Below are 20848 nucleotides of genomic sequence, written 5' to 3' on the forward strand. Positions count from 1 at the left end.
GTCGGGCCGGAAACGGAGCTACGGGCTTTGCCTACTTTGGCCCCATCAAAGTAGGTCGCCGAGGGGCGAAAAGGTGACCTGAGTCGAACCTCAATCTACCTGACATCAAAAAACCGCTGTGTGACGCAGAGCGTCACGAACTGCATTCCCACGCGGAGCGTGCGGAACGAGAGGTGTCCTGGAGAACATCGTGACTATGCGCGGGGCCTGAACGCCTTCTCAGGTCTCGCCGGGAATTCGAATACAGCACTAGGCTAAAACGCACCCATAAAAAAACCGCCTGATCAGCGATCAGGCGGTTTTCATGAAGCCAGCGAAGCTTAGTAAGCCAGGCCGAAGTCTTCTTCTTTCATGTCCATCAGGTTGGCAGCACCCGACAGAATGGCCGCCACGTGGGTACGAGTACGCGGCAGGATGCGCTGGAAGTAGAAACGCGCGGTCTGGATCTTCGCGCGGTAGAAAGCCTCGTCCGACGCACCGGCCGTCAGCTTCTCGGCCGCAACACGCGCCATGTCGGCCCAGAAGTACGCCAGGCAGGCATAGCCGGAGAACATGATGTAATCCACCGATGCAGCACCCACTTCTTCGCGATCCTTCATCGCCGCCATGCCCACTTTCAGGGTCAGGTCGCCCCACTCCTTGTTCAGCGCAGCCAGTGGCGTCACAAACTCCTGCACAACTTCGTTGCCTTCATTGCTCTGGCAGAACTTGTGAACGATCTTGGTGAAGCCCTTGAGCGCTTCGCCCTGGGTCATCAGCACCTTGCGGCCCAGCAGGTCGAGCGCCTGGATACCCGTGGTGCCTTCGTACAGCATCGAAATCCGGCTGTCGCGAACGTTCTGCTCCATGCCCCACTCGGCAATGAAACCGTGGCCGCCGTAGACCTGCACGCCGTGGTTGGCAGCTTCGAAGCCCACTTCCGTCATGAACGCCTTGGCAATCGGGGTCATGAACGCCAGCAATGCATCAGCGGCTTTCTTTTGCTCCGGGTCTTCGCTGTACTTGACGATGTCGACCTGCTTGGCGGTGAAGTACACCATGGCACGCGTGCCTTCGGCGAACGCCTTCATGGTCAGCAGCATGCGACGCACATCAGGGTGAACGATGATCGGGTCAGCGGCTTTTTCCGGTGCCTTGGGGCCGGTCAGCGAACGCATTTGCAGGCGGTCACGGGCGTATTGCAGACCACCCTGGAAGGCGACTTCAGCATGCGCCAGACCTTGCAGTGCAGTGCCCAGACGCGCGGTGTTCATGAACGTGAACATGCAGTTCAGGCCCTTGTTCGCCGGGCCGATCAGGTAGCCGGTCGCGCCGTCGAAGTTCATCACGCAGGTGGCATTGCCGTGAATGCCCATCTTGTGCTCGATGGAGCCACAATTCACCGCGTTACGCTCACCGATGCCGCCATCGGCAGCCGAGAGGAACTTGGGCACGATGAACAGCGAAATGCCTTTGGTGCCAGCCGGTGCGTCCGGCAGGCGGGCCAGCACGATGTGGACGATGTTATCGGCCATGTCGTGTTCGCCAGCGGAAATGAAGATCTTGGTGCCGGTAACCTTATAGGTCCCGTCAGCCTGAGGCTCTGCGCGGGTGCGCAGCATGCCCAGGTCGGTGCCGCAATGCGACTCGGTCAGGCACATGGTGCCGGTCCATTCGCCGGATACCAGCTTGGTCAGGTACGCGTCCTGCTGCTCGGGCGTGCCGTGCTCGGAGATCGTGTTCATCGCGCCATGCGACAGGCCCGGGTACATGCCCCACGACCAGTTGGCTTCACCGACCATCTCGCTGACCGCCAGGCCCAGCGACTCGGGCAGACCCTGACCGCCGTGCGCAACGTCATGCGCCAGACTCGGCCAGCCGCCTTCGACGAACTGTTTGTAAGCCTGTTTGAAGCCGGTCGGCGTCTTCACGCCCGACTCGCTCCAGGTGCAACCCTCGGTATCGCCCACACGGTTCAGCGGCGCCAGCACCTGCTCACAGAACTTGGCGCCCTCTTCCAGAATGGCGTCGACCATGTCCGGAGTGGCGTCATGACAGGCTGGCAGACTCTGATAGTGCGCTTCATAGCCGAGCAGTTCATCACGAACAAAACGAATATCACGCAAGGGGGCCTTGTAGTCAGGCATAGCGATAACCTCTGCTGATGAATCCTGGAACGAATGACCGGGCGGTCGCTGGAGAGACACCCTCAAGCGCCAGACAATCTCGTATGCCTCGCGGTCAAACAGGTGTTTGAAACATACGTTTACGCCCAAACCTTGTCAATAGCGAAGCACGCACCATTCGTCCACGGCCCATGCATAAGCCACGCAGGCGTACGTCGTGCGGGGGCGAGAGAAGCGTAAGCAAAAGTCTAGTGGAGGGCGAAGCGAGGTGCAGGCGTGATGCAGGACAATGATGCGGAGAAATTCAGGGGGCAACGCCGTGCGCTGAGGGCACGGCGAGAATTGACGCGAAAATCAGGCGTAGGTGTCAATCAGCGTGCCGAGCATTTCATTGCTGGCTTTCTGCGCAGCCAGTCCGGCTGCAAACTGATCCTTGCCGGCCTCGAGTTCGACCATGTTGGACGACAGGTCGGAACGCTGGCTGCGATCAACCGAGCGCAGGTTCTCGAGCTGAAAGTCAGAAGACTGGCTTCTGCCCGACACTTCGATATTGGAGCTGGCAATCTGGGTGGCCGCCTGATCCACACGACTTTGCCCGACCTGCATTGCGCTAAGGCCTGGGTAGAGGGTGTTGTTCATGGTGATTTGCATAAGCCGATCCTCAGTTCAAAAAACGAACACATGCCATTGAACCAGCATTTGCCCGGAAATACTCGACAAACAGACTAATGGCACTAGGCCGCACGATAGCCTGACTCTTGAAATTCCAAAACTGTCTTGCCGGTCAGCGACATAACGGCGCTGTCAGCTCAATACCTTCAAATCGAGATACTGCGCCACATTTTCGGCACTTGCCTCGTTCAAGCGCGGCACCTGCCCCAGACAAGGCGCAGGCAGACGCTCGACCAGCGTGGCGAGGTTTTCTGCAAGCCGCGAGGTGTCGGCATCCACGATGTTGGCCACCCAGGCGGCCAGGCGCAACCCGTCACGGGCTATGGCTTCAGCAGTCAACACCGCATGATTGATGCAGCCCAGACGCACGCCCACCACCAGAATCACCGGCAGATCCAGAGCAATGGCCAGATCGGACAGTGTGCTCTGCCCGGACAGCGGCACGCGCCAGCCGCCCGCCCCCTCGATCAGGGTGAAATCGGCCTGTCTGGCGAGCATATGCCGCATGGGTTGCAGCACCGAATCGACCGTCAACGCGACGCCGGCTTCGCGTGCTGCCAGGTGCGGAGCGATGGCCGGCTCGAAGGCCAGCGGATTGACTTCAGCGTAATCCAGCTCGACAGAACACTCGGCCAGCAACGCCAGGGCATCCGGGTTGCGCAGCCCGTGTGGCGTGACAAAACAACCGGACGCAACGGGCTTGCCGGCCGCCGTGCTCAGGCCGGACACTCGGGCGGCATGCAGCAAACCGGCAGCCACCGTGGTCTTGCCAGCGTCGGTATCGGTTCCGGTGATGAAGTAGGCGGCAGTCATCTCAGCAGTCTTTCCTGTCAGTCCATCAGTTTTTTTCAAGCACCGCGTACAGCACTTGATAGGTGGCGGGCAGCCCGGCGTCCTGACGGAAGCCTTCATAGGCCTGAACCATGCCCATGATTCGCTCGCGCCCGGTCAGGCCATTGGGCCGTCCGGGGTTGAGATTGTGCGCACCGAGCGCCTTCAACTCGTGCGTCAGGCTGCGCACATCCGGGTAATGCAGAACCTGCGGGCGAACATCGAGGCTGCGTACTTGCAGGCCGCTCGCCGCGCACAGTTGGCGATAGTCATCCTCATGACGAAAACGGTTCACATGCACCCGGCCGTCCACGACCTGCCAACTGTCGCGCAGTTCGTACAACGTGCCGACACACAGGCTGGCAAAGGCGAATACGCCGTCTGGCTGCAATACGCGCTGAGCTTCACTGAGCACTGCGGCGAAATCGGCGCACCACTGCACCGCCAGGCTGGAAAAAATCAGCGCGCAGCTCTGGTCACGCAGCGGCAGGTGCTCCGCATCACCCGCAACGAAGTGCTGTGCGCCACCCAAGGGTCGGGCATGACGCAACATGCCTTCGGCGATATCCAGTGCAATACCTTCGCTGCCAGTGAACGTCTGCGCCAGCGCCCGGCTGAAATAGCCGGTGCCGCTGCCCAGATCCAGCCAGCGAGACGGATTGCATTGCGCAGGCAGACGCGCCAGCAGCTCATTACCGACGTTGCGCTGCAGTTCGGCAACGCTGTCATAGCTGCCTGCCGCGCGGGAAAAGGAAGCAGCAACCTGACGTTTGTCAGGCAAGACAGAAGGTGGTTTGGGGATTGAAAGATCAGTCATCGTCCAGCTCGTGCAGAAAGGCGTGGATCGCGGCCGCTACCCCATGAGGGTTTTCCAGCAGGAAGGCATGACTGGCCTGCTCGATCAGGCCCACTTCGACATCCGGCAACAAGGCCAGCAGATCACCTGCTGCCTCGGCGGGCACGAAGGCATCCAGCCCGGCGAACAGGTGCAGTTGCGGGCCACGATAGGTTTGCAGCGCGCTGCGGGTGTCGAGTTGCCGGAGTATTTTCAGGCCGTCGATCAACGCCGTTTTCGACAGGTGCGGTGCGCCGGCCTTGAGCAGCCGCGCCAGACCGCGCGGGTCCTCTGCGCCTTGCGTGCATAACAGGCTGAAACGCTTGAGGGTCAGGTCCGGATCATCGGCACAGCCAGCCAGAAACGCCTCGAAATCCTGCGCGGGCATCGCATTCGGCCACGCCCCTTGGGTGACGAAGCAGGCGTTGCTGGCCAGCGTCAGCAACCCGCAGCAACGGTCGCCGCGACGCGCTGCCAGTTCAGCCGCGAGCATGCCACCCAACGACCAGCCGCCCAGCCAGGCGTCGTCTGGCAGGTTGGTGTCCAGCTCGTCGAGCCAGTCTGGCAAATCGCAGCTGTCGATATCCGGCAATGGCTCGACTTCAACCCGCAGGTGCTCATCCAGCCCACGCAACGCAGCGGCAAGCGGCTCCAGCGGCGAAACGCCAAGGCCCCAGCCTGGCAACAGAATCAGACGATCACGCATGAACAGGCTCCGAGGAGTGGCTGGCATCCAGCAGCGGGTAGCACTGCTCCAGAGTGTTCAATAATAGCTGCACGTCGGCTTCGCTGTGCGCAGCAGACAAAGTCACACGAAGTCGCGCGCTGCCCGCAGGCACGGTGGGCGGGCGAATGGCGGTGACCAGCAGGCCGCGCTCGCGAAGCAATTGCGAGAGGCGCAAGGCCCGACCGGCATCACCGATCATGATCGGCTGGATCGGGGTAAAGCTGTCCATCAGTTGCAGCCCGATCTGCTCGGCACCGCGCCGAAACTGCTGAATCAGCCGGGTCAGATGCTCGCGACGCCAATGCTCGGTACGCAGCAGCTGCAGGCTTTTCAAGGTGGCGCAGGCCAGCGCGGGCGGCTGGCTGGTGGTGTAAATGTAAGGCCGGGCGAACTGGATCAGAGTTTCGATCAGTTCTTCACTGCCGGCCACGAACGCCCCGGAAGTGCCGAACGACTTGCCCAGGGTGCCGACCAGCACGGGCACATCATCCATGCTCAGGCCGAAGTGCTCGACGATACCGGCGCCGTTGGCACCCAAAGGGCCGAAGCCGTGGGCGTCGTCCACCATCAGCCAGGCCCCTTTGGCCCTCGCCGAACGGGCCAGCGCGGGCAGATCAGCGATGTCGCCGTCCATGCTGAACACCCCGTCGGTCACCACCAGAGTATCGCCCACGGATTTTTCCAGGCGGGCTTCCAGGCTGCTCACATCGTTGTGCAGATAGCGCGAAAACCGTGCGCCGCTGAGCAGACCGGCATCGAGCAGCGAGGCGTGGTTGAGACGGTCTTCCAGCACCGTATCGCCCTGCCCGACCAACGCCGTCACCGCGCCGAGGTTGGCCATGTAGCCATTGGAGAACAACAGTGCGCGCGGACGGCCGGTCAGCTCGGCCAGCGCTTCTTCCAGTTCGTGGTGTGGCGCGCTGTGGCCGATCACCAGATGCGAAGCCCCGCCGCCCACGCCCCAGCGCTCGGCACCCGCCTGCCACGCAGCGATCACCTCGGGATGATTGGCCAGCCCCATGTAATCGTTGTTGCAGAACGCCAGCAAAGGCTGGCCATCGACGATGACCTGCGGCCCTTGCGGACTTTGCAGCAGCGGACGCTGACGATAGAGGTGGGCGGCGCGACGGGCATCGAGGCGCGTGCGGAGATCGAAAGACATGCAGGCCCCGGTCCGGAAGATGACAATTCAAAACGGGCCGGAACAGTCCGGCCCGTTCAACGGATCAGGCAGAGGCGGCGTCGTGGAACATCGAGCTGCTTTGCTGCTCGACCAGCGCCTGTTCGATGGCGGCCTGGTGCACTTCGTCGGCATGCCCTTCGCCCGCTTCGGGCTTGATGCCCAGACGCGAGAACAGCAGCATGTCCTTGTCGGCCTGCGGGTTGGCAGTGGTCAGCAGCTTGTCGCCGTAGAAAATCGAGTTGGCCCCGGCGAAGAACGCCAGCGCCTGCATTTGCTCGTTCATCGCTTCGCGACCGGCGGACAGGCGCACGTGGGATTTCGGCATGAGAATCCGTGCCACGGCGAGCATGCGAATGAAATCGAACGGGTCGACATCTTCGGCGTTTTCCAGCGGCGTACCGGCGACCTTGACCAGCATGTTGATCGGCACCGACTCCGGGTGCTCTGGCAGGTTCGCCAGCTGGATCAGCAGCCCTGCGCGGTCATCGAGGGACTCGCCCATGCCCAGAATGCCACCGGAGCAGATCTTCATCCCCGCATCGCGCACGTAGGCCAGGGTTTGCAGGCGTTCGCCGTAGGTACGGGTGGTGATGATGCTGCCGTAGAACTCCGGCGAGGTGTCGAGGTTATGGTTGTAGTAATCCAGCCCGGCAGTGGCCAGCGCTTCGGTCTGTTCCTGATCGAGGCGGCCCAGGGTCATGCAGGTTTCCATGCCCATGGCTTTCACGCCTTTGACCATCTCCAGCACGTAAGGCATGTCCTTGGCGGAGGGGTGCTTCCAGGCCGCGCCCATGCAGAAGCGGGTCGAACCAATGGCCTTGGCACGCGCGGCTTCTTCAAGCACCTTCTGTACTTCCAGCAGCTTTTCTTTCTCAAGACCGGTGTTGTAGTGGCCGGACTGCGGACAGTACTTGCAGTCTTCCGGGCAGGCGCCGGTCTTGATCGACAGCAGCGTGGAGACTTGCACGCGGTTGGCGTCGAAATGAGCGCGGTGCACCGTTTGCGCCTGAAACAGCAGGTCATTGAATGGCTGTACGAACAGCGCCCTGACCTCGGCTAAAGTCCAGTCGTGACGCAAAGTGGCGGTGGTGCTGGCGCTCATCGGGCGGCTCCTTGGTGTTTCTGGGCAATGCGCGAGGGCCGGAAAGACCCCAGGCGCTACACGGATGTCGGGCATATTTAAGGAAGAGCCATGCGCTGTCAACCCAGCTACCCGCACGAGGTTTACATCTGGTTAAAAAACAAACAACCCTGTTTGTTATGTGATGAACGCAGTGAGGTGCCCACGCCCATCTGCGTACCGTGCGAAGCAGAGCTGCCGTGGCTGGGCAACGCCTGTGCGTGCTGTGCGCTGCCGTTACCCCGTTCAGGCATGAGATGCGCGCAATGCTGCAAGCAACCGCCTGGCTTTACTCAGGTCATCGCGCCCTGGCTGTACGATTTCCCGGTCGACGGTTTGATCACCCGCTTCAAACATAACGGTAAATGGCCCATGGGACGACTGCTGGCGGAACTGTGCGCGCACTATCTGCAGCACCGTTTCGAGGAAGACCTGCCACGTCCCGACTGCCTCATTCCGGTGCCGTTGGCCAACAAACGCTTGCGCCAGCGTGGCTACAATCAGGCGGCAATGCTGGCCGGCTGGCTGGGTAAACAGCTGCAACTGCCCGTCGACGAAGAACATGTGTTGCGCAGCCGGGAAACAACCACGCAACAGGGCCTGGACGCCAAAGCCCGCAAACGCAACCTGCGCGGCGCCTTCACTCTGACTGATCCCGATTGGGTACAAGGCAGGCATCTGGCGCTGGTCGATGACGTGCTCACCACGGGCTCGACAGCCGACGTCATTGCACGCTTATTGAGCAACGCCGGTGCGCGGCGGGTCGACGTGTATTGCCTGGCACGAACGCCAAAGCCGGGGGACTAATGGCCCCTGCGCGTCTGCTTTAATATCGTTCCCACGCTCCAGCGTGGTAATGCCTTTCGGGACGCTCCGCGTCCGGTTTTCGACGCCATCCGCGAGAACGATCATACTGCCCTCTCCTACTCGACCGCTCCGGATGACCATGTCCCTACCCACCTTGCTGACGCAACACATGGTCCGCCGCCCGCAACGCATTGCGCTGCTGCAGCATATTGCCGAACAGGGCTCGATCACCCGTGCTGCGAAAAGCGCAGGGCTGAGCTACAAGGCGGCCTGGGACGCCATCGACGAGTTGAACAATCTCGCGCAAAAACCGCTGGTAGAGCGCAGTGTCGGCGGGCGCGGCGGGGGTGGCGCGAAGTTGTCGGTCGAGGGCCAGCGAGTACTGCGTCTCTATCAGCGCGTCCAGGCATTGCAGGCCCAGGTGCTGGAAGCCGCCGAAGACAGCAGCGATCTGGACTTGCTCAATCGCCTGACCCTGCGCACCAGCGCGCGCAACCAGCTGCTGGGGCGGATCGTCAGCATCACCCGTCAGGGGCACAACGATCAGGTTCGCCTGCAACTGGCTGACGAGGTGTTTATCGAAGCGCAGGTCACCCATGACAGCACCCTGCGTCTGGAGCTGGAAAACGGCACGGAGGTGGTTGCACTGATCAAGGCCGGCTGGCTGGAACTGCACGCAGACAACAGTAAAGAAACAAATGGAAACAATTGCCTGGTCGGCCGAATCGACAGCGTGACCGACGCTGAAGATGGCCCAAGCGAAGTACGCATCACACTGCCCGGCGGCCAGACGCTGTGCGCCCTGGCGACACCTGAGCACCTGCATGCACAGCAGCTGAAAACCGGCGCAACGGTGCAGGCAAGATTTGCAGCTTCACTGGTACTGCTGGGTATACCGTTGTAAGCGCTGGCAGGTCATCACCACGACACAATTTCGTCATATGCGCGCACTAAGGTGGCTGCCATATTCGAGGGAGCCGTGATGATGAAACTATTAGAAGAAAACCAGACCACTGACCTGGAAAACCTGGTCGGCGCCGACAAGGTCGGCCTCACCCGCCGCGGTTTCATCAGCGCGGGCGCATTGTGCGGCGCGGCGATGTTCCTCGGCGGCAACCTGCTCAGCCGCACCGTCCTGGCGGACAGCGTCAGCGCGGCGTCTGGCAGATTGCTCGGTTTCCAGAGCATCCCTGCTGCCACCGCAGACAGCATCAGCCTGCCGGCAGGTTACAGATCCTCGGTACTGATCAGTTGGGGCCAGCCTCTGCGCGCGGGCGGTCCGGCGTTCGACCCGAGTGGCAAGGGTACTGCCCAGGCTCAGGAGGTGCAGTTCGGCGACAACAACGACGGCATGTGTCTGTTCCCGATGCGGGGTCGCAAAGACCGTGCTTTGCTGGCGATCAACAACGAATACACCAACTACCGCTACCTCTTCGAGCATGGCAAGGAGCCGCAATCGGCCGAAGAAGTACGCAAGGCACTCGCCGCAGAAGGCGTGTCAGTGATCGAGGTACAGCAGAAAAACGGCAAATGGCAGTTCGTGCAGGACTCGCGTTACAACCGTCGCGTGCATGGCAATACGCCAATCAGGCTGAGTGGCCCGGCGGCCGGTCACGACTGGCTCAAGACTGACGCCGACAAGACCGGCACCCGCGTCCTGGGGACTTTCCAGAACTGCTCCAGCGGCCAGACGCCGTGGGGCACGTACCTGACCTGTGAAGAGAACTTCACCGATTGCTTCGGCAGCAGCAACGCGGAGCAGACATTCGATGCGGGCATGAAGCGCTACGGCGTTGTCGCCGCCAGCAAAGAGATCAACTGGCACCCGCACGACCCGCGCTTCGACGTGGCGAAAAACCCCAACGAGGTCAATCGTCATGGCTGGGTGGTCGAGATCGATCCGTTCGACCCTGAATCGACGCCGGTCAAGCGCACGGCGCTCGGGCGTTTCAAGCACGAAAACGCCGCTTTCACGCAAACCAGGGACGGGCGCGCCGTGGTGTACATGGGCGACGACGAGCGTGGCGAGTTCATCTACAAGTTCATCAGCCGCGACCGGATCGATCGCAAGAACCCGAAAGCCAATCGCGACCTGCTGGACCACGGCACCTTGTACGTGGCGCAATTCGACGCTGGCAACGGCAACCCGGATCATCCAAAGGGCAATGGCCAGTGGATCGAACTGAAACACGGCAAGAACGGCCTCGATGCCGCTGCCGGTTTCAATAATCAGGCTGAAGTGTTGATTCATGCGCGCCTGGCCGCCAGTGTGGTCAAGGCCACGCGCATGGACCGCCCGGAATGGATCGTGGTCAGCCCCAAGGATGGCCAGGTGTATTGCACGCTGACCAACAACAGCAAGCGCGGCGAAGAAGGTCAACCTGTCGGCGGGCCGAATCCACGCGCCAAGAACCAGTACGGGCAGATCCTGCGCTGGCGCGAAGGCGGCAACAATGCGTCGGCGATGGCGTTCGAGTGGGACCTGTTTGTGGTCGCGGGCAACCCGACTGTACATGCCGGTACGCCACAGGCCGGGTCGAGCAACATCAACGCGCAGAATATGTTCAACAGCCCGGACGGCCTGAGTTTTGATCGTTCGGGTCGGCTGTGGATTCAGACCGACGGCGACTCCAGCAACAAGGGCGACTTCGCTGGCATGGGCAACAACCAGATGCTCTGCGCCGACCCTGCCAGCGGCGAGGTCCGCCGTTTTCTGGTCGGCCCGGTCGGTTGCGAAATCACCGGTATCAGCTTTGCGCCTGACTACCGGACGATGTTTATCGGCATCCAGCATCCTGGTGAGAACGGCGGCTCTACCTTCCCCGAGCATTTGCCCAACGGCAAACCGCGCTCATCGGTAATGGTCATCACCCGGGAAGATGGCGGCGTTATCGGCGCCTGATCGGCAATCAGGAACAGGACGCAGATCGCTCATCGTTATATAAAGGTCTGCTATTGATTCTGGCCGGAGGCCGTGGGAGCGAACTTGTTCGCGAAGAGGGCTGTATGAACGTCGAAAATGCATCGACTGAAACACCGTCTTCGTGAGCAAGCTCACTCCCACAACGATCTTTACTCCGCCTGATACTGCGCGTCGAGCCCCGCTTTCCGGGCTCATCAAGACTTGAGTATCACGCCGGGCGCAGAGCGTGGGAGCGGAGTAATCAATTAATCAATCAACCCGTTCACATCGTAGAACGGGTACGGCCCTTCATAGTCGCCGAACACGGCGTTATGGCTGACAAACCCCTGCTCCGATTGCCAGCGATGCAGCACGTAGCCTGCGGGTTCCAGATTGAAATGTGCAGGCGCGGCTTCGTCGAGGTCGAGGACGATCTGATGTGAGGTGCCAGGGCAGATGCTTGCCACGCTGCCTCCGAAACGTCGTTGCATCGGTCGATGCAGATGTCCGCACAGCAAACGCTCCACTTGCGGATGCTGGGCGATCACACGCTCCAGTGCCGATGCGTTGCCGAAGGGTTCGCGGTCCATGTGCCCTATGCCGGTAATGAACGGCGGGTGGTGCATGACGATCACGGTCGGCACATAAGGACGACGTGACAGCTGCGCGTGCAACCAGTCCAGCTGACAGTAATCCAGTTGCCCGCCATGCTCGCCGGGAATGGTCGTGTCCATGCCGATCAGGCGCACCGGGTATTTCTCAACCACCCAGTCCAGAGGCCCGCTGGCCGACAACGGCAGGTACACCTGCTCGGCAAACGCAGCCAGCAGGTTGTGCCGATCGTCATGATTGCCGGGCACCAGATAAAACGGCATCTGCAGACGTTCCAGCTCCGGCTTGAGCACGGCGTATTCGTCCTCGCGACCGAAGTCCACCAGGTCACCGCTGATCACCACGATGTCGGGGCGCTGCTTGCTGGCATTGATGTGCGCGACCGCGCGGCGCAACGCTCCCAGAGTATCGACCACACCATAAGTCAGGCGGCCGTCGGCTTTGAGGTGCAGGTCACTGATCTGGGCAATAAGAAACGGACGATTCAAAATAATCTCTCTACGAAAAACGAGTTCACGAATGCAGGGTAAACAGCACTTGCGGGTCGACACTCAAGGCAATGACTGCGTTGGCGGCGTAAATCACGTTGTCGGTGCTGTCCACCAGCAGCGGCTGCGGGCCACCGACATCGACCAGCAAACGACTTTGCGCGCCCTGAAAAAACTGCCCGACCAGGCGCCCATGAAGATGGCCGTTTCCAGACATCAAACGCAGGTGCTCGGGACGGCAGTAGACCGTGCCCGGTACGTCAGCCCCGTGCCACGGCAGCTCGCCACCGCTCACCTTGAGGCCTGACGGGGTGCGCTCGACCACGCTGAACGCATTCAGATTGCCGACAAACCCGGCGACGAACGCATTGGCAGGCTGTTGATAGATTTCCCTCGGCGTCGCCAATTGCGAGACGCAGCCTTTTTCCATGACCAGAATCCGGTCACCCAGGGCCATTGCCTCGCCCTGATCGTGGGTGACGAACACCGAGGTGATGCCCAGCCCGCGCAGCAACTGGTCCAGCTCACTGCGCAAGCGCTCGCGCAACTGCGCATCCAGTGCCGCCAGCGGTTCGTCGAGCAACAGCACCCGAGGACGCGGCGCCAGCGCCCGGGCCAGAGCCACCCGTTGGCGCTGCCCGCCAGACAGCTCGTTGACGCGGCGATTGCCGTGGCCGGTCAAACCGACCAGTTCCAGCAGCTCATCGCAACGCTTGTTGCGCTCGGCAGCCGACAGACCACGAATCTTCAGGCCGTAAACGATATTGCCGGCCACATCGAGGTTGGGAAACAACGCGTAGTTCTGAAACACCATGCCCACGTCGCGCCGCTCGATGGGCAGACGTGTCACGTCCTGATCATCGAACAACACCTGCCCGACGTCCGGACGTTCAAGCCCGGCAATCAGCCGCAAGGTGGTGGTCTTGCCGCAACCGGACGGACCGAGAATCGCCAGCGTTTCGCCGGGCTCGATGGTCAGGTGCAGATCCTTTACAGCAACGGTGCCGTCGGCAAATGCCTTGCGGCAGCCTTTCAGGCGAATGGTGGTTCCGCTCATCGGCTCTCTCCACGGGCAAGACGCGCGCTGATGGCCTGCAACGCAATCAGCAGCGGCACAATCAGCAACAGAAAAAGAAGGGTGTAGGCGCTGGCGACTTCCAGTCGGGCCGAGGCGTAACTGTCGGCCAGACCGACCGGCAGGGTTTTGGTCATCGGCGTGTGCAGCATCCAGGTCAGGTTGAATTCGCCCAGTGACAGGGTCACGACCATCAGCACACCGGCAAGAATCCCGGCCCGGCAGTTAGGCACCACCACACTGAAGAAACGCTTGATCGGCCCGGCACCAAGGCTGGCGGCAGCCTCTTCAAGCACCGGCAGTTGCTGACGCTGCATCACCGCCATGACCGGGCGCACCAGGAACGGCAGGGTGAACAACACGTGGCCGACCAGAATGAACAACCAACTGCTGCGAAAGCCGCCGAACTGGCCGTAGGTCAGCAGTAACGCAAGGGCGCTGGCCAGACCGGGCATGGCGACAGGCAAGACCATCAATTCCTCGAAGGCCCGGCTGAAGCGATTGTTCATGCGCACCAGTGCATACGCGGCCGGAACACCCACCAGGCACACGCAGATTGCGCAGGCCACGGCCAGTTGCAACGACAGCCAGACGGTTGGTGAATAGGCCTGCCAGACCTGCACCAGCCAGTCGAAGGTCAGACCGCTCGACAGACCGAGAAAATAATTGCGCGTCAGGCCGGCCAGTAACGACAGCACCACCGGGACCAGCATGAACGCGCAGACCAACAGCGTGAACGCCAGTTGTACTGCAAACAACGGAGAACGTTTCACAAGGGAACTCCCGATTTACCGACCATGCGACGGGCCAGCAACAACACTACCCACGTCACCAGCCCGAGGATGACTGACAGCGCGGCGGCCACGGTGAAGTTGGCGTAATTGGTGAACACGTTGTAGATCGCTACCGGCGTGACGTTCAGACGCGTGCCCAGGGTAAAGGCCGTGCCGAAGGCGCCCATCGACGTGGCGAAGCAGATCGCGCCGCAGGACACCAGCGCGGGCGCCAGCCCCGGAATGATCACATCGCACACCACCCGCCAATGACCGGCACCCAGCGAATGCGCCGCTTCTTCAAGGCTGCGGTCCAGGCTTTCGCAAGCGGCCATGACTGTCAGAATCACGCGCGGAATCGAGAAATACAGATAGCCGATGAACAGCCCGGTCAGCGAGTAGGCGAACACCCAGCGCTCGCCCGCCAGGTGCAGTCCGAGCGCGGCGAAGATGCCCTGGCGACCGGCCAGCAGAATCACCAGAAAGCCGACCACCACACCGGGAAACGCCAGCGGGAAGGTCAGCAAGGCCACCAGCGCAGAGCGTCCGAAGAAGTGGTTGCGGGCCAGAAACACACCGCTGATGCCGCCGACCAGCAACGCTGCGAGCGTTACCACCAGCGCCAGCAGGCAGGTTTGCAGCAGACTGCCCAGGTACTGAGCACTGCTCAGGACCTGCCAGTAACCGCTGCCATTGCCATCAGATCCTTGCGTACCGAGCATGATCAGATGGGTCAGCGGCAGCAGCCAGAATGCCAGCAATACCGCCATCGCCGGGGCCAGCGCCACCGCAGCGGTCGGGCGCAGCCGCAGCCTGAAAAATCCGCCCTTGCGCAGAGGCAGCGCTTGTTCCGGCGAGGCCGACATTACTTCACCTCACGCAGATAACGGGCAGCGAAAGCTTCCTGCACCGCGGCCATGTGCTGGTAGTCCACCACACCGGCGCGGGCGTAATCGCTGTCCGGCAGGAACTGTGCAGCCACTTCGGCAGGCATCTTCGAGCGCACTGGACGCAGATAGGCCTTGGCCCACAGCGCCTGACCTTCATCGGACAGCACGAAATCCAGCACCTTCTCGGCGTTGGCACGATGCGGCGCCTTAGCCACCAGGCTCATCACATACGGAACTCCGATGGTGCCTTCCTTGGGAATCACGAAGGCGACGTTGGCCTTGTCCTTGTAGCGAGCGCGATAGGCATTGAAGTCATAGTCGACCAGAATCGGCAGCTCGCCAGACAGCACGCGTGCATAAGCGGTTTGCTTGGGCACGATGGGCGAGTTTTTCGCCAGTTTCTGGAAGTAGTCGATGGCCGGACCGAAATTGTCCAGCGTGCCGCCCATGGCCTGGTTGATCGCCACGGCGGACACGTAACCGACGAACGCACTGGACGGGTCGAGATAACCGACCATGCCCTTGTACTCGGGCTTGAGCAGGTCCGCCCAGCTTTGCGGCACCGGCAGACCGCCCAGTGCGTCGACGTTGACCATGATGCCGAGGGTCCCGGAGTGAATGGCGAACCAGCGTCCTTCGGGGTCTTTCAGGCCTGCGGGAATCTCGTCCCAGTGCTTGGGTTTGTAGGTGTCGACCACGCCGGCCTTCTGCGCCTGCAGGCCGAAGGTCACGCCGTAATAGACCACGTCAGCGACTGGTGCGGCTTGCTCGGCAACGATCTGCGCCAGCGCCTGGCCGGAGTTCTTGTTGTCCAGCGGCACCTGCACACCGGTGCTGTCGGCAATCGCCTTGAGTTGCGTTCCCCAGTCGGCCCATTCGGGCGGGCAGTTGTAACAGATGGCGGTTTCGGCGGCCTGGGCGAGGCTGGCCGCACCGCATAACAGCAGTGCCGCGAGGGTTTTACTGAGGCTGAGCATGAAGCATCTCCTGGTAGGGCTGGGTGCTTTCGCCGGGCCGGATGTGGCACGGCAGACAATGAGAAACAGGTACTGCGCCAGCAATCCGTGCCAGTAATTGGTCGATGACGATGTGTGCCAGCTCGGCGATGGGCTGAACCACGCTGCACAAGGTCGGGTGCATCTGCGTGCCGAGGGCGATGCCGTCGAAGCCGATCACCGACAGGCGCTCGGGAACGGCCCAGCCGTTGCGGCGCAATTCGGCAATCAGGCTGATGGCCAGCAGATCGTTGGAACAGACCAGCGCGCTGGGCGCGTCCGGGCCACGTAGCAGGGGTTCCAGTGCAGCGAAATCGGCGCTTGTATGAGCAGGCATTTCAATCACAGGGCGAGCTTCAAGCCCACACTCGGCCATGGCGTCGCGATAACCTTCATAACGCAGTCGGGCGCGGTCGGACTGCATGGCCGGGCCTGCGACCATGGCGACTCGTTGATGGCCTGCATCGATCAGGTATCGAGTAGCCAGCGCCATGCCCGCCCGGTTATCCACAGACACCGCGCTGTAATCCGGATTGCCGGTCTGGTGATAGGCCAGCACGAACGGGGTGTCTTCATTGATCAGGCTTTGCAGCACCCGGTTGTGCTCGGCGTCGGTCACCGTCAGCACCAGCCCGTCGACCCGTTGACGTAACAACTCTTCAACCACGGCGCTTTCACGCTCTGCGGTGTAGTCGGTGGTTGCCAGCAGCAGGTTATAACCCCGCGCCCGCGCCGCCCGCTCCATGGCCTGAAACTGCTCGGCAAACACCGGGTTGAGCAGGTTGGGCACCACCACGCCAATCAGGTTGGTGGTTTGCAGACGCAACTGGCGGCCCAGCCGATTGGGGCGAAAACCCAGGGCGCGGGCTGCGGCGAATACTCGCTCGCGGGTCTCCAGGCGCACGACGTCAGGGCTTGCGAAGGCACGTGCCGCCGTGGCTCGGGAAACCCCGGCCAGATGCGCTACCTCTTTCAGATCAGTCATTGTCGCTCGCTTGAGATCGATCTCATTAACGGCAACTTTAGGCGTCGAACATGGCTATCTCGCTAACGACTCATGACTTTTTGATGACAAAAGAGCCCGAGGGCAGATTAAACGGAAGGGGTTTGGCGAAGCGGGACCGGTCTGCGTTACCATCAGCGGTCCGACGCGGCAACCTGCTGCGCGCAGGAGTAGTCATGGCTCACCCGTTTGCAACACTTACTCCCGATCTGGTTCTGGATGCTGTCGAAAGCATCGGTTTTCTCAGCGATGCCCGCATCCTGGCGCTCAACAGTTACGAAAACCGCGTGTATCAGGTCGGTATCGAAGACGGCCAACCGCTGATCGCCAAGTTCTATCGCCCACAGCGCTGGAGCAACGAAGCCATCCTTGAAGAGCACAGCTTCACCGCTGAACTGGTCGAGGTCGAGGTGCCGGTGGTCGCGCCCATGGTGCACAACGGCGCAACCCTGTTCGAGCACGCCGGGTTCCGTTTCACGCTGTTCCCGCGCCGCGGTGGACGAGCGCCGGAGCCGGGCAATCTTGATCAGCTGTATCGTCTGGGCCAGTTATTGGGGCGTCTGCATGCCGTCGGCTCGACCAAACCGTTCGCCCACCGTGAAGCCTTGGGCGTGAAGAACTTCGGCCATGATTCGGTCAACTTTCTCTTGGAAAACGACTGCATCCCGCGCAGCCTGCTGCCGGCTTACGAGTCGGTGGCCCGCGACCTGCTCAAACGTGTCGAAGACGTTTACGCAGCCACACCGCACACCAACATCCGCATGCATGGCGACTGCCACCCCGGCAACATGATGTGCCGCGACGAGATGTTCCACATCGTCGACCTTGACGATTGCCGCCTTGGCCCTGCCGTCCAGGATATCTGGATGATGCTGGCCGGCGACCGCCAGGAACGTCTGGGTCAGCTATCGGAGCTGATGGACGGCTACAACGAATTCCATGATTTCGACCCTCGCGAACTGGCCCTGATCGAACCGCTGCGGGCCCTGCGCCTGATGCACTACAGCGCCTGGCTGGCCCGTCGCTGGGATGACCCGGCCTTTCCGCACAGCTTTCCGTGGTTCGGTACGGAGCGTTACTGGGGCGACCATATCCTGGCCCTGCGCGAGCAGATGGCCGCACTGAATGAAGAGCCGTTGAAACTGTTTTGACCTGATGAGTCCCAGATTATCGTGCGGCGCTCCGCGTCGCATGCAGTTCTGGACGCTCCGCGTCCGATCCTAAATGTCCGGTGCGGCGCAAATCTGTGACGCGGAGCGTCACTCAAGGCATTCCCACGCCGGAGCGTGAGGAACGATAATCTCAACTATCGTGCGACGCTCCGCGTCCGATCCTGAGCGAGCGGCGCGGCACAAATGTCGTGATCAGTCGGGCCTGTGTATAACATCGAGCGCTCCAGCGTCAGTACAATCAAAACCACCCACTGCATCACCCCACAATAAAACCGGAATTTTCTGTATTAAAGGGACGCTCCATGCAAGCTGCCAATCCACGCCGTGGATACATTCTGGGCCTGAGTGCTTACATCATCTGGGGCCTGTTCCCCATCTACTTCAAAGCCATCGCTGCCGTTCCGGCCATCGAGATCATCATCCATCGCGCGCTCTGGTCGGCGCTGTTCGGCTCGATTGTGCTGATGTTCTGGAAGCATCCCGGCTGGTGGCGCGACCTGCGCAACAATCCGCAACGCCTGGCCGTGCTGGCGCTGAGCGGCACGCTGATCGCCAGCAACTGGATCATCTACGTCTGGGCAGTGAACAACGGGCGCATGCTGGAGGCCAGCCTCGGGTATTACATCAACCCGCTGGTCAACGTCCTGCTCGGCGTGTTGCTGCTCGGCGAGCGCCTCAGACGCCTGCAAATGCTGGCAGTCGCTTTCGCCGCCATTGGTGTCGCCCAGCAGGTCTGGCACGTTGGCAGCCTGCCATGGGTGTCGCTAGCGCTGCCATTGACCTTCGCGTTCTATGGGCTGATCCGTAAACAAGCCCCGGTCGCCGCCCTGCCCGGCCTGGTGGTGGAAACCTGGATGCTCGTGCCGCTGGCGCTGATCTGGCTAGCGCTCAACCCGACCGCCGTGAGCGTCCAGCCAGAATTCTGGACCACGACGCAAGCCATCTGGCTCGCCGCTGCCGGCCCGGTCACGCTGGTACCGCTGGTGTGCTTCAACGCCGCCGCCCGCCATTTGCCTTTCACCACCCTGGGCTTCCTGCAATACATCGCGCCCACATTGGTCCTGCTGCTGGCCGTGCTCCTGTATGGCGAACACCTGACCACCAGCACCATCATCACCTTCGCCTTCATCTGGACGGGGCTGGCCATTTACAGTGTGGATATCTGGCTGAAATCCCGCGGCCGTCACTGATCAAAAAACAGTCAACACCTCGCAGACCACGCAGCACGTGGGCTGCAAAGGGTTCTCCAAGGGTTATCCACAGGCAGACTCACCTTATCTGTGCACAAGCCCTTGAAACTGTTGAATTTTTGATCAATACACGCCAGGCCACGGCGGGTGTGGCGCGCATCGGTATTCCCCCAGGTTATCCACAGGCAGGTGCACGATTAACTTGGATAAGCCGAACACCTTTCCAAGCATTGAATTATGCACATTTTTTGGTACACTCCAAACATGAGTAATCTCCCGCCCACTTTGACCGTCAAGTTTTTCCGGACCGAAACAGGTAATGAACCTGTACGTGAATGGCTGATCGATCTGCCACGCGACGATCGTAAGGCAGTCGGCACTGACATCAAGACGGTCCAGTTCGGATGGCCAATAGGTATGCCTGTGGTCCGTAAAATGGAGCCAGACCTTTGGGAAGTCAGAATTGATTTGAAGGAAAAGATTGCACGAGTACTGTTTACCGTCGAAGCCCGCACAATGGTTTTGCTTCATGGCTTCATCAAAAAAAGTGAAAAAACTCCTGCGTCCGATCTGGAAACTGCCAGACAGCGCAAGGCAGCACTGAAGAGGAAAAGGTAATGAACGAGCACATTGGCTCCGACTTCGATGACTTCCTTGCCGAGCAAGGTTTTGCCGAGGAGGTTTCTGCCGCAGCTCTGAAGCGAGTCATCTCTTGGCAGATCGCCGAAGTCATGAAACAGCAAAAGGTGACCAAGAAGGCCCTTGCCGAGCGTATGCACACAAGCCGGACGGCAGTGGACAGGGCTCTGGATCAAAACGATCCAGGAATGACTCTTGCGACGCTGGCCAGCGCAGCAAGAGCGCTGGGGCAACGTGTAGAAGTCAGGCTGGTACCAGAGCGAGAAGCAGTCCACAACTGAATAAAACCAGTCGTCGAACTTACTCCTTGGCTCCCAGCACCAACTCCACCATCAAATCGTCAGCCAGGGTCTCGAGCGCCATCTGCAGGTCATCCAGTGGCAAGTCCTGAGGGACGCCCAGCACCGCATTGGCCTGGAACAGCAGTTCGCTGCTCATGGGCGCAGGGGACACGTCGGTGATCAGATGTTCGACGTTGACGCCCTGCCCGGCCAGCAAGCGGGTGATGTCACGCACGATGCCGGGGCGGTCGTTGCCGACCAGTTCCATGCTGATCAGGCGGGTGGTATCGGACGTCTCGACCACGCTCTCGGCCAGCAACATGCGGATGCCATGGGCTGACAGGCCGTTCAGCGCCTTGATCAGGTCGTCATACTTTTCCGCCTCGACACCTACCTTGAGAATCCCGGCAAATTGCCCGGCCATGCGCGACATGCGGCTTTCCAGCCAGTTGCCGCCGTGCTCGGCAATGCACTTCGAGATGCGTTCGACCTGACCCGGTTTGTCGGGGGCAACCAGCGTTACGACGAGATGATCCACGGTCAATTCC

The 20848-nt window shown here is 61.1% G+C and carries 21 protein-coding genes; 7 read left to right on the forward strand and 14 right to left on the reverse strand.

Annotated features, from left to right (window positions below):
* Positions 1 to 320: 320 nt before the first annotated feature.
* The 7 genes from P406_RS15230 to bioB form a co-directional block, all read right to left on the reverse strand.
* A complete protein-coding gene (locus tag P406_RS15230) occupies positions 321 to 2126 on the reverse strand; it encodes a phenylacyl-CoA dehydrogenase (protein ID WP_046236643.1) in 1806 nt (601 codons plus the stop codon).
* Positions 2127 to 2459: 333 nt separating this feature from the next.
* A complete protein-coding gene (locus P406_RS15235; RefSeq protein ID WP_003419817.1) occupies positions 2460 to 2756 on the reverse strand; it encodes a hypothetical protein in 297 nt (98 codons plus the stop codon).
* Between the two features lie 153 nt (positions 2757 to 2909).
* On the reverse strand, positions 2910 to 3590 hold the full coding sequence (gene bioD / locus P406_RS15240; RefSeq protein ID WP_046236644.1) for a dethiobiotin synthase: 681 nt from the start codon (positions 3588 to 3590) through the stop codon (positions 2910 to 2912).
* A 25-nt stretch (positions 3591 to 3615) separates the two neighbouring features.
* A complete protein-coding gene (gene bioC, locus P406_RS15245; protein ID WP_046236645.1) occupies positions 3616 to 4425 on the reverse strand; it encodes a malonyl-ACP O-methyltransferase BioC in 810 nt (269 codons plus the stop codon).
* The gene (locus P406_RS15250; protein WP_003422640.1) at positions 4418 to 5149 is read right to left on the reverse strand and encodes an alpha/beta fold hydrolase; all 732 of its coding nucleotides are present in this window, start codon (positions 5147 to 5149) and stop codon (positions 4418 to 4420) included. Before P406_RS15250 ends, bioC begins: the two co-directional genes overlap by 8 nt.
* Positions 5142 to 6332 (reverse strand): 8-amino-7-oxononanoate synthase, encoded by a 1191-nt coding sequence (gene bioF / locus P406_RS15255; protein ID WP_003411837.1) that lies wholly within the window; start codon positions 6330 to 6332, stop codon positions 5142 to 5144. Before bioF ends, P406_RS15250 begins: the two co-directional genes overlap by 8 nt.
* A 64-nt stretch (positions 6333 to 6396) precedes the next feature.
* The gene (gene bioB / locus P406_RS15260; protein WP_046236646.1) at positions 6397 to 7455 is read right to left on the reverse strand and encodes a biotin synthase BioB; all 1059 of its coding nucleotides are present in this window, start codon (positions 7453 to 7455) and stop codon (positions 6397 to 6399) included.
* A gap of 90 nt (positions 7456 to 7545) precedes the next feature.
* Between bioB and P406_RS15265 the strand changes: the two genes are divergently transcribed.
* From P406_RS15265 to P406_RS15275, 3 genes are all read left to right on the forward strand, one after another.
* On the forward strand, positions 7546 to 8280 hold the full coding sequence (locus P406_RS15265; RefSeq protein ID WP_046236647.1) for a ComFC family protein: 735 nt from the start codon (positions 7546 to 7548) through the stop codon (positions 8278 to 8280).
* Between the two features lie 139 nt (positions 8281 to 8419).
* Positions 8420 to 9184 carry a TOBE domain-containing protein gene (locus P406_RS15270; RefSeq protein ID WP_046236671.1) on the forward strand — a complete coding sequence of 255 codons (765 nt, stop codon included), beginning with the start codon at positions 8420 to 8422 and terminating at the stop codon, positions 9182 to 9184.
* Positions 9185 to 9265: 81 nt separating this feature from the next.
* On the forward strand, positions 9266 to 11182 hold the full coding sequence (locus P406_RS15275) for a PhoX family protein (RefSeq protein ID WP_046236672.1): 1917 nt from the start codon (positions 9266 to 9268) through the stop codon (positions 11180 to 11182).
* Between the two features lie 266 nt (positions 11183 to 11448).
* On the opposite strand, the gene P406_RS15280 is transcribed toward P406_RS15275, so the two are convergent.
* Genes P406_RS15280 through P406_RS15305 form a run of 6 tightly spaced genes read right to left on the reverse strand, consistent with a single transcriptional unit; the run spans position 11449 to position 17000 of the window.
* The gene (locus tag P406_RS15280) at positions 11449 to 12282 is read right to left on the reverse strand and encodes a phosphodiesterase (RefSeq protein WP_003411846.1); all 834 of its coding nucleotides are present in this window, start codon (positions 12280 to 12282) and stop codon (positions 11449 to 11451) included.
* Between the two features lie 25 nt (positions 12283 to 12307).
* Complete coding sequence (locus tag P406_RS15285) at positions 12308 to 13339, reverse strand: ABC transporter ATP-binding protein (RefSeq protein WP_003411847.1); 1032 nt, start codon at positions 13337 to 13339, stop codon at positions 12308 to 12310.
* On the reverse strand, positions 13336 to 14130 hold the full coding sequence (locus P406_RS15290; RefSeq protein WP_003432594.1) for an ABC transporter permease: 795 nt from the start codon (positions 14128 to 14130) through the stop codon (positions 13336 to 13338). The genes P406_RS15285 and P406_RS15290 overlap by 4 nt, the downstream gene beginning before the upstream one ends.
* The gene (locus P406_RS15295) at positions 14127 to 14996 is read right to left on the reverse strand and encodes an ABC transporter permease (protein WP_046236648.1); all 870 of its coding nucleotides are present in this window, start codon (positions 14994 to 14996) and stop codon (positions 14127 to 14129) included. Before P406_RS15295 ends, P406_RS15290 begins: the two co-directional genes overlap by 4 nt.
* Positions 14996 to 15997, reverse strand: a complete 1002-nt coding sequence (locus tag P406_RS15300; RefSeq protein WP_046236649.1) for an ABC transporter substrate-binding protein — start codon at positions 15995 to 15997, stop codon at positions 14996 to 14998. Before P406_RS15300 ends, P406_RS15295 begins: the two co-directional genes overlap by 1 nt.
* A complete protein-coding gene (locus P406_RS15305; RefSeq protein ID WP_046236650.1) occupies positions 15981 to 17000 on the reverse strand; it encodes a LacI family DNA-binding transcriptional regulator in 1020 nt (339 codons plus the stop codon). The genes P406_RS15300 and P406_RS15305 overlap by 17 nt, the downstream gene beginning before the upstream one ends.
* Before the next feature lie 194 nt (positions 17001 to 17194).
* Between P406_RS15305 and P406_RS15310 the strand changes: the two genes are divergently transcribed.
* The 4 genes from P406_RS15310 (at position 17195) to P406_RS15325 (ending at position 20300) form a co-directional block, all read left to right on the forward strand.
* On the forward strand, positions 17195 to 18169 hold the full coding sequence (locus P406_RS15310; RefSeq protein ID WP_003411854.1) for a serine/threonine protein kinase: 975 nt from the start codon (positions 17195 to 17197) through the stop codon (positions 18167 to 18169).
* 323 nt (positions 18170 to 18492) lie between these two features.
* Positions 18493 to 19380, forward strand: coding sequence for an EamA family transporter RarD (gene rarD / locus P406_RS15315; RefSeq protein WP_046236651.1), 888 nt, complete (start codon positions 18493 to 18495; stop codon positions 19378 to 19380).
* A gap of 264 nt (positions 19381 to 19644) precedes the next feature.
* Complete coding sequence (locus P406_RS15320; RefSeq protein WP_024649925.1) at positions 19645 to 19998, forward strand: type II toxin-antitoxin system RelE/ParE family toxin; 354 nt, start codon at positions 19645 to 19647, stop codon at positions 19996 to 19998.
* Positions 19998 to 20300 (forward strand): helix-turn-helix domain-containing protein, encoded by a 303-nt coding sequence (locus P406_RS15325; RefSeq protein WP_003393594.1) that lies wholly within the window; start codon positions 19998 to 20000, stop codon positions 20298 to 20300. The genes P406_RS15320 and P406_RS15325 overlap by 1 nt, the downstream gene beginning before the upstream one ends.
* Before the next feature lie 19 nt (positions 20301 to 20319).
* On the opposite strand, the gene P406_RS15330 is transcribed toward P406_RS15325, so the two are convergent.
* On the reverse strand, positions 20320 to 20838 hold the full coding sequence (locus P406_RS15330) for a glycine cleavage system transcriptional repressor (RefSeq protein WP_046236652.1): 519 nt from the start codon (positions 20836 to 20838) through the stop codon (positions 20320 to 20322).
* Positions 20839 to 20848: the final 10 nt, after the last annotated feature.

Origin of the sequence: Pseudomonas syringae pv. coryli str. NCPPB 4273 (assembly GCF_000972175.1) — a bacterium.
GTDB lineage: Bacteria > Pseudomonadota > Gammaproteobacteria > Pseudomonadales > Pseudomonadaceae > Aquipseudomonas > Aquipseudomonas syringae.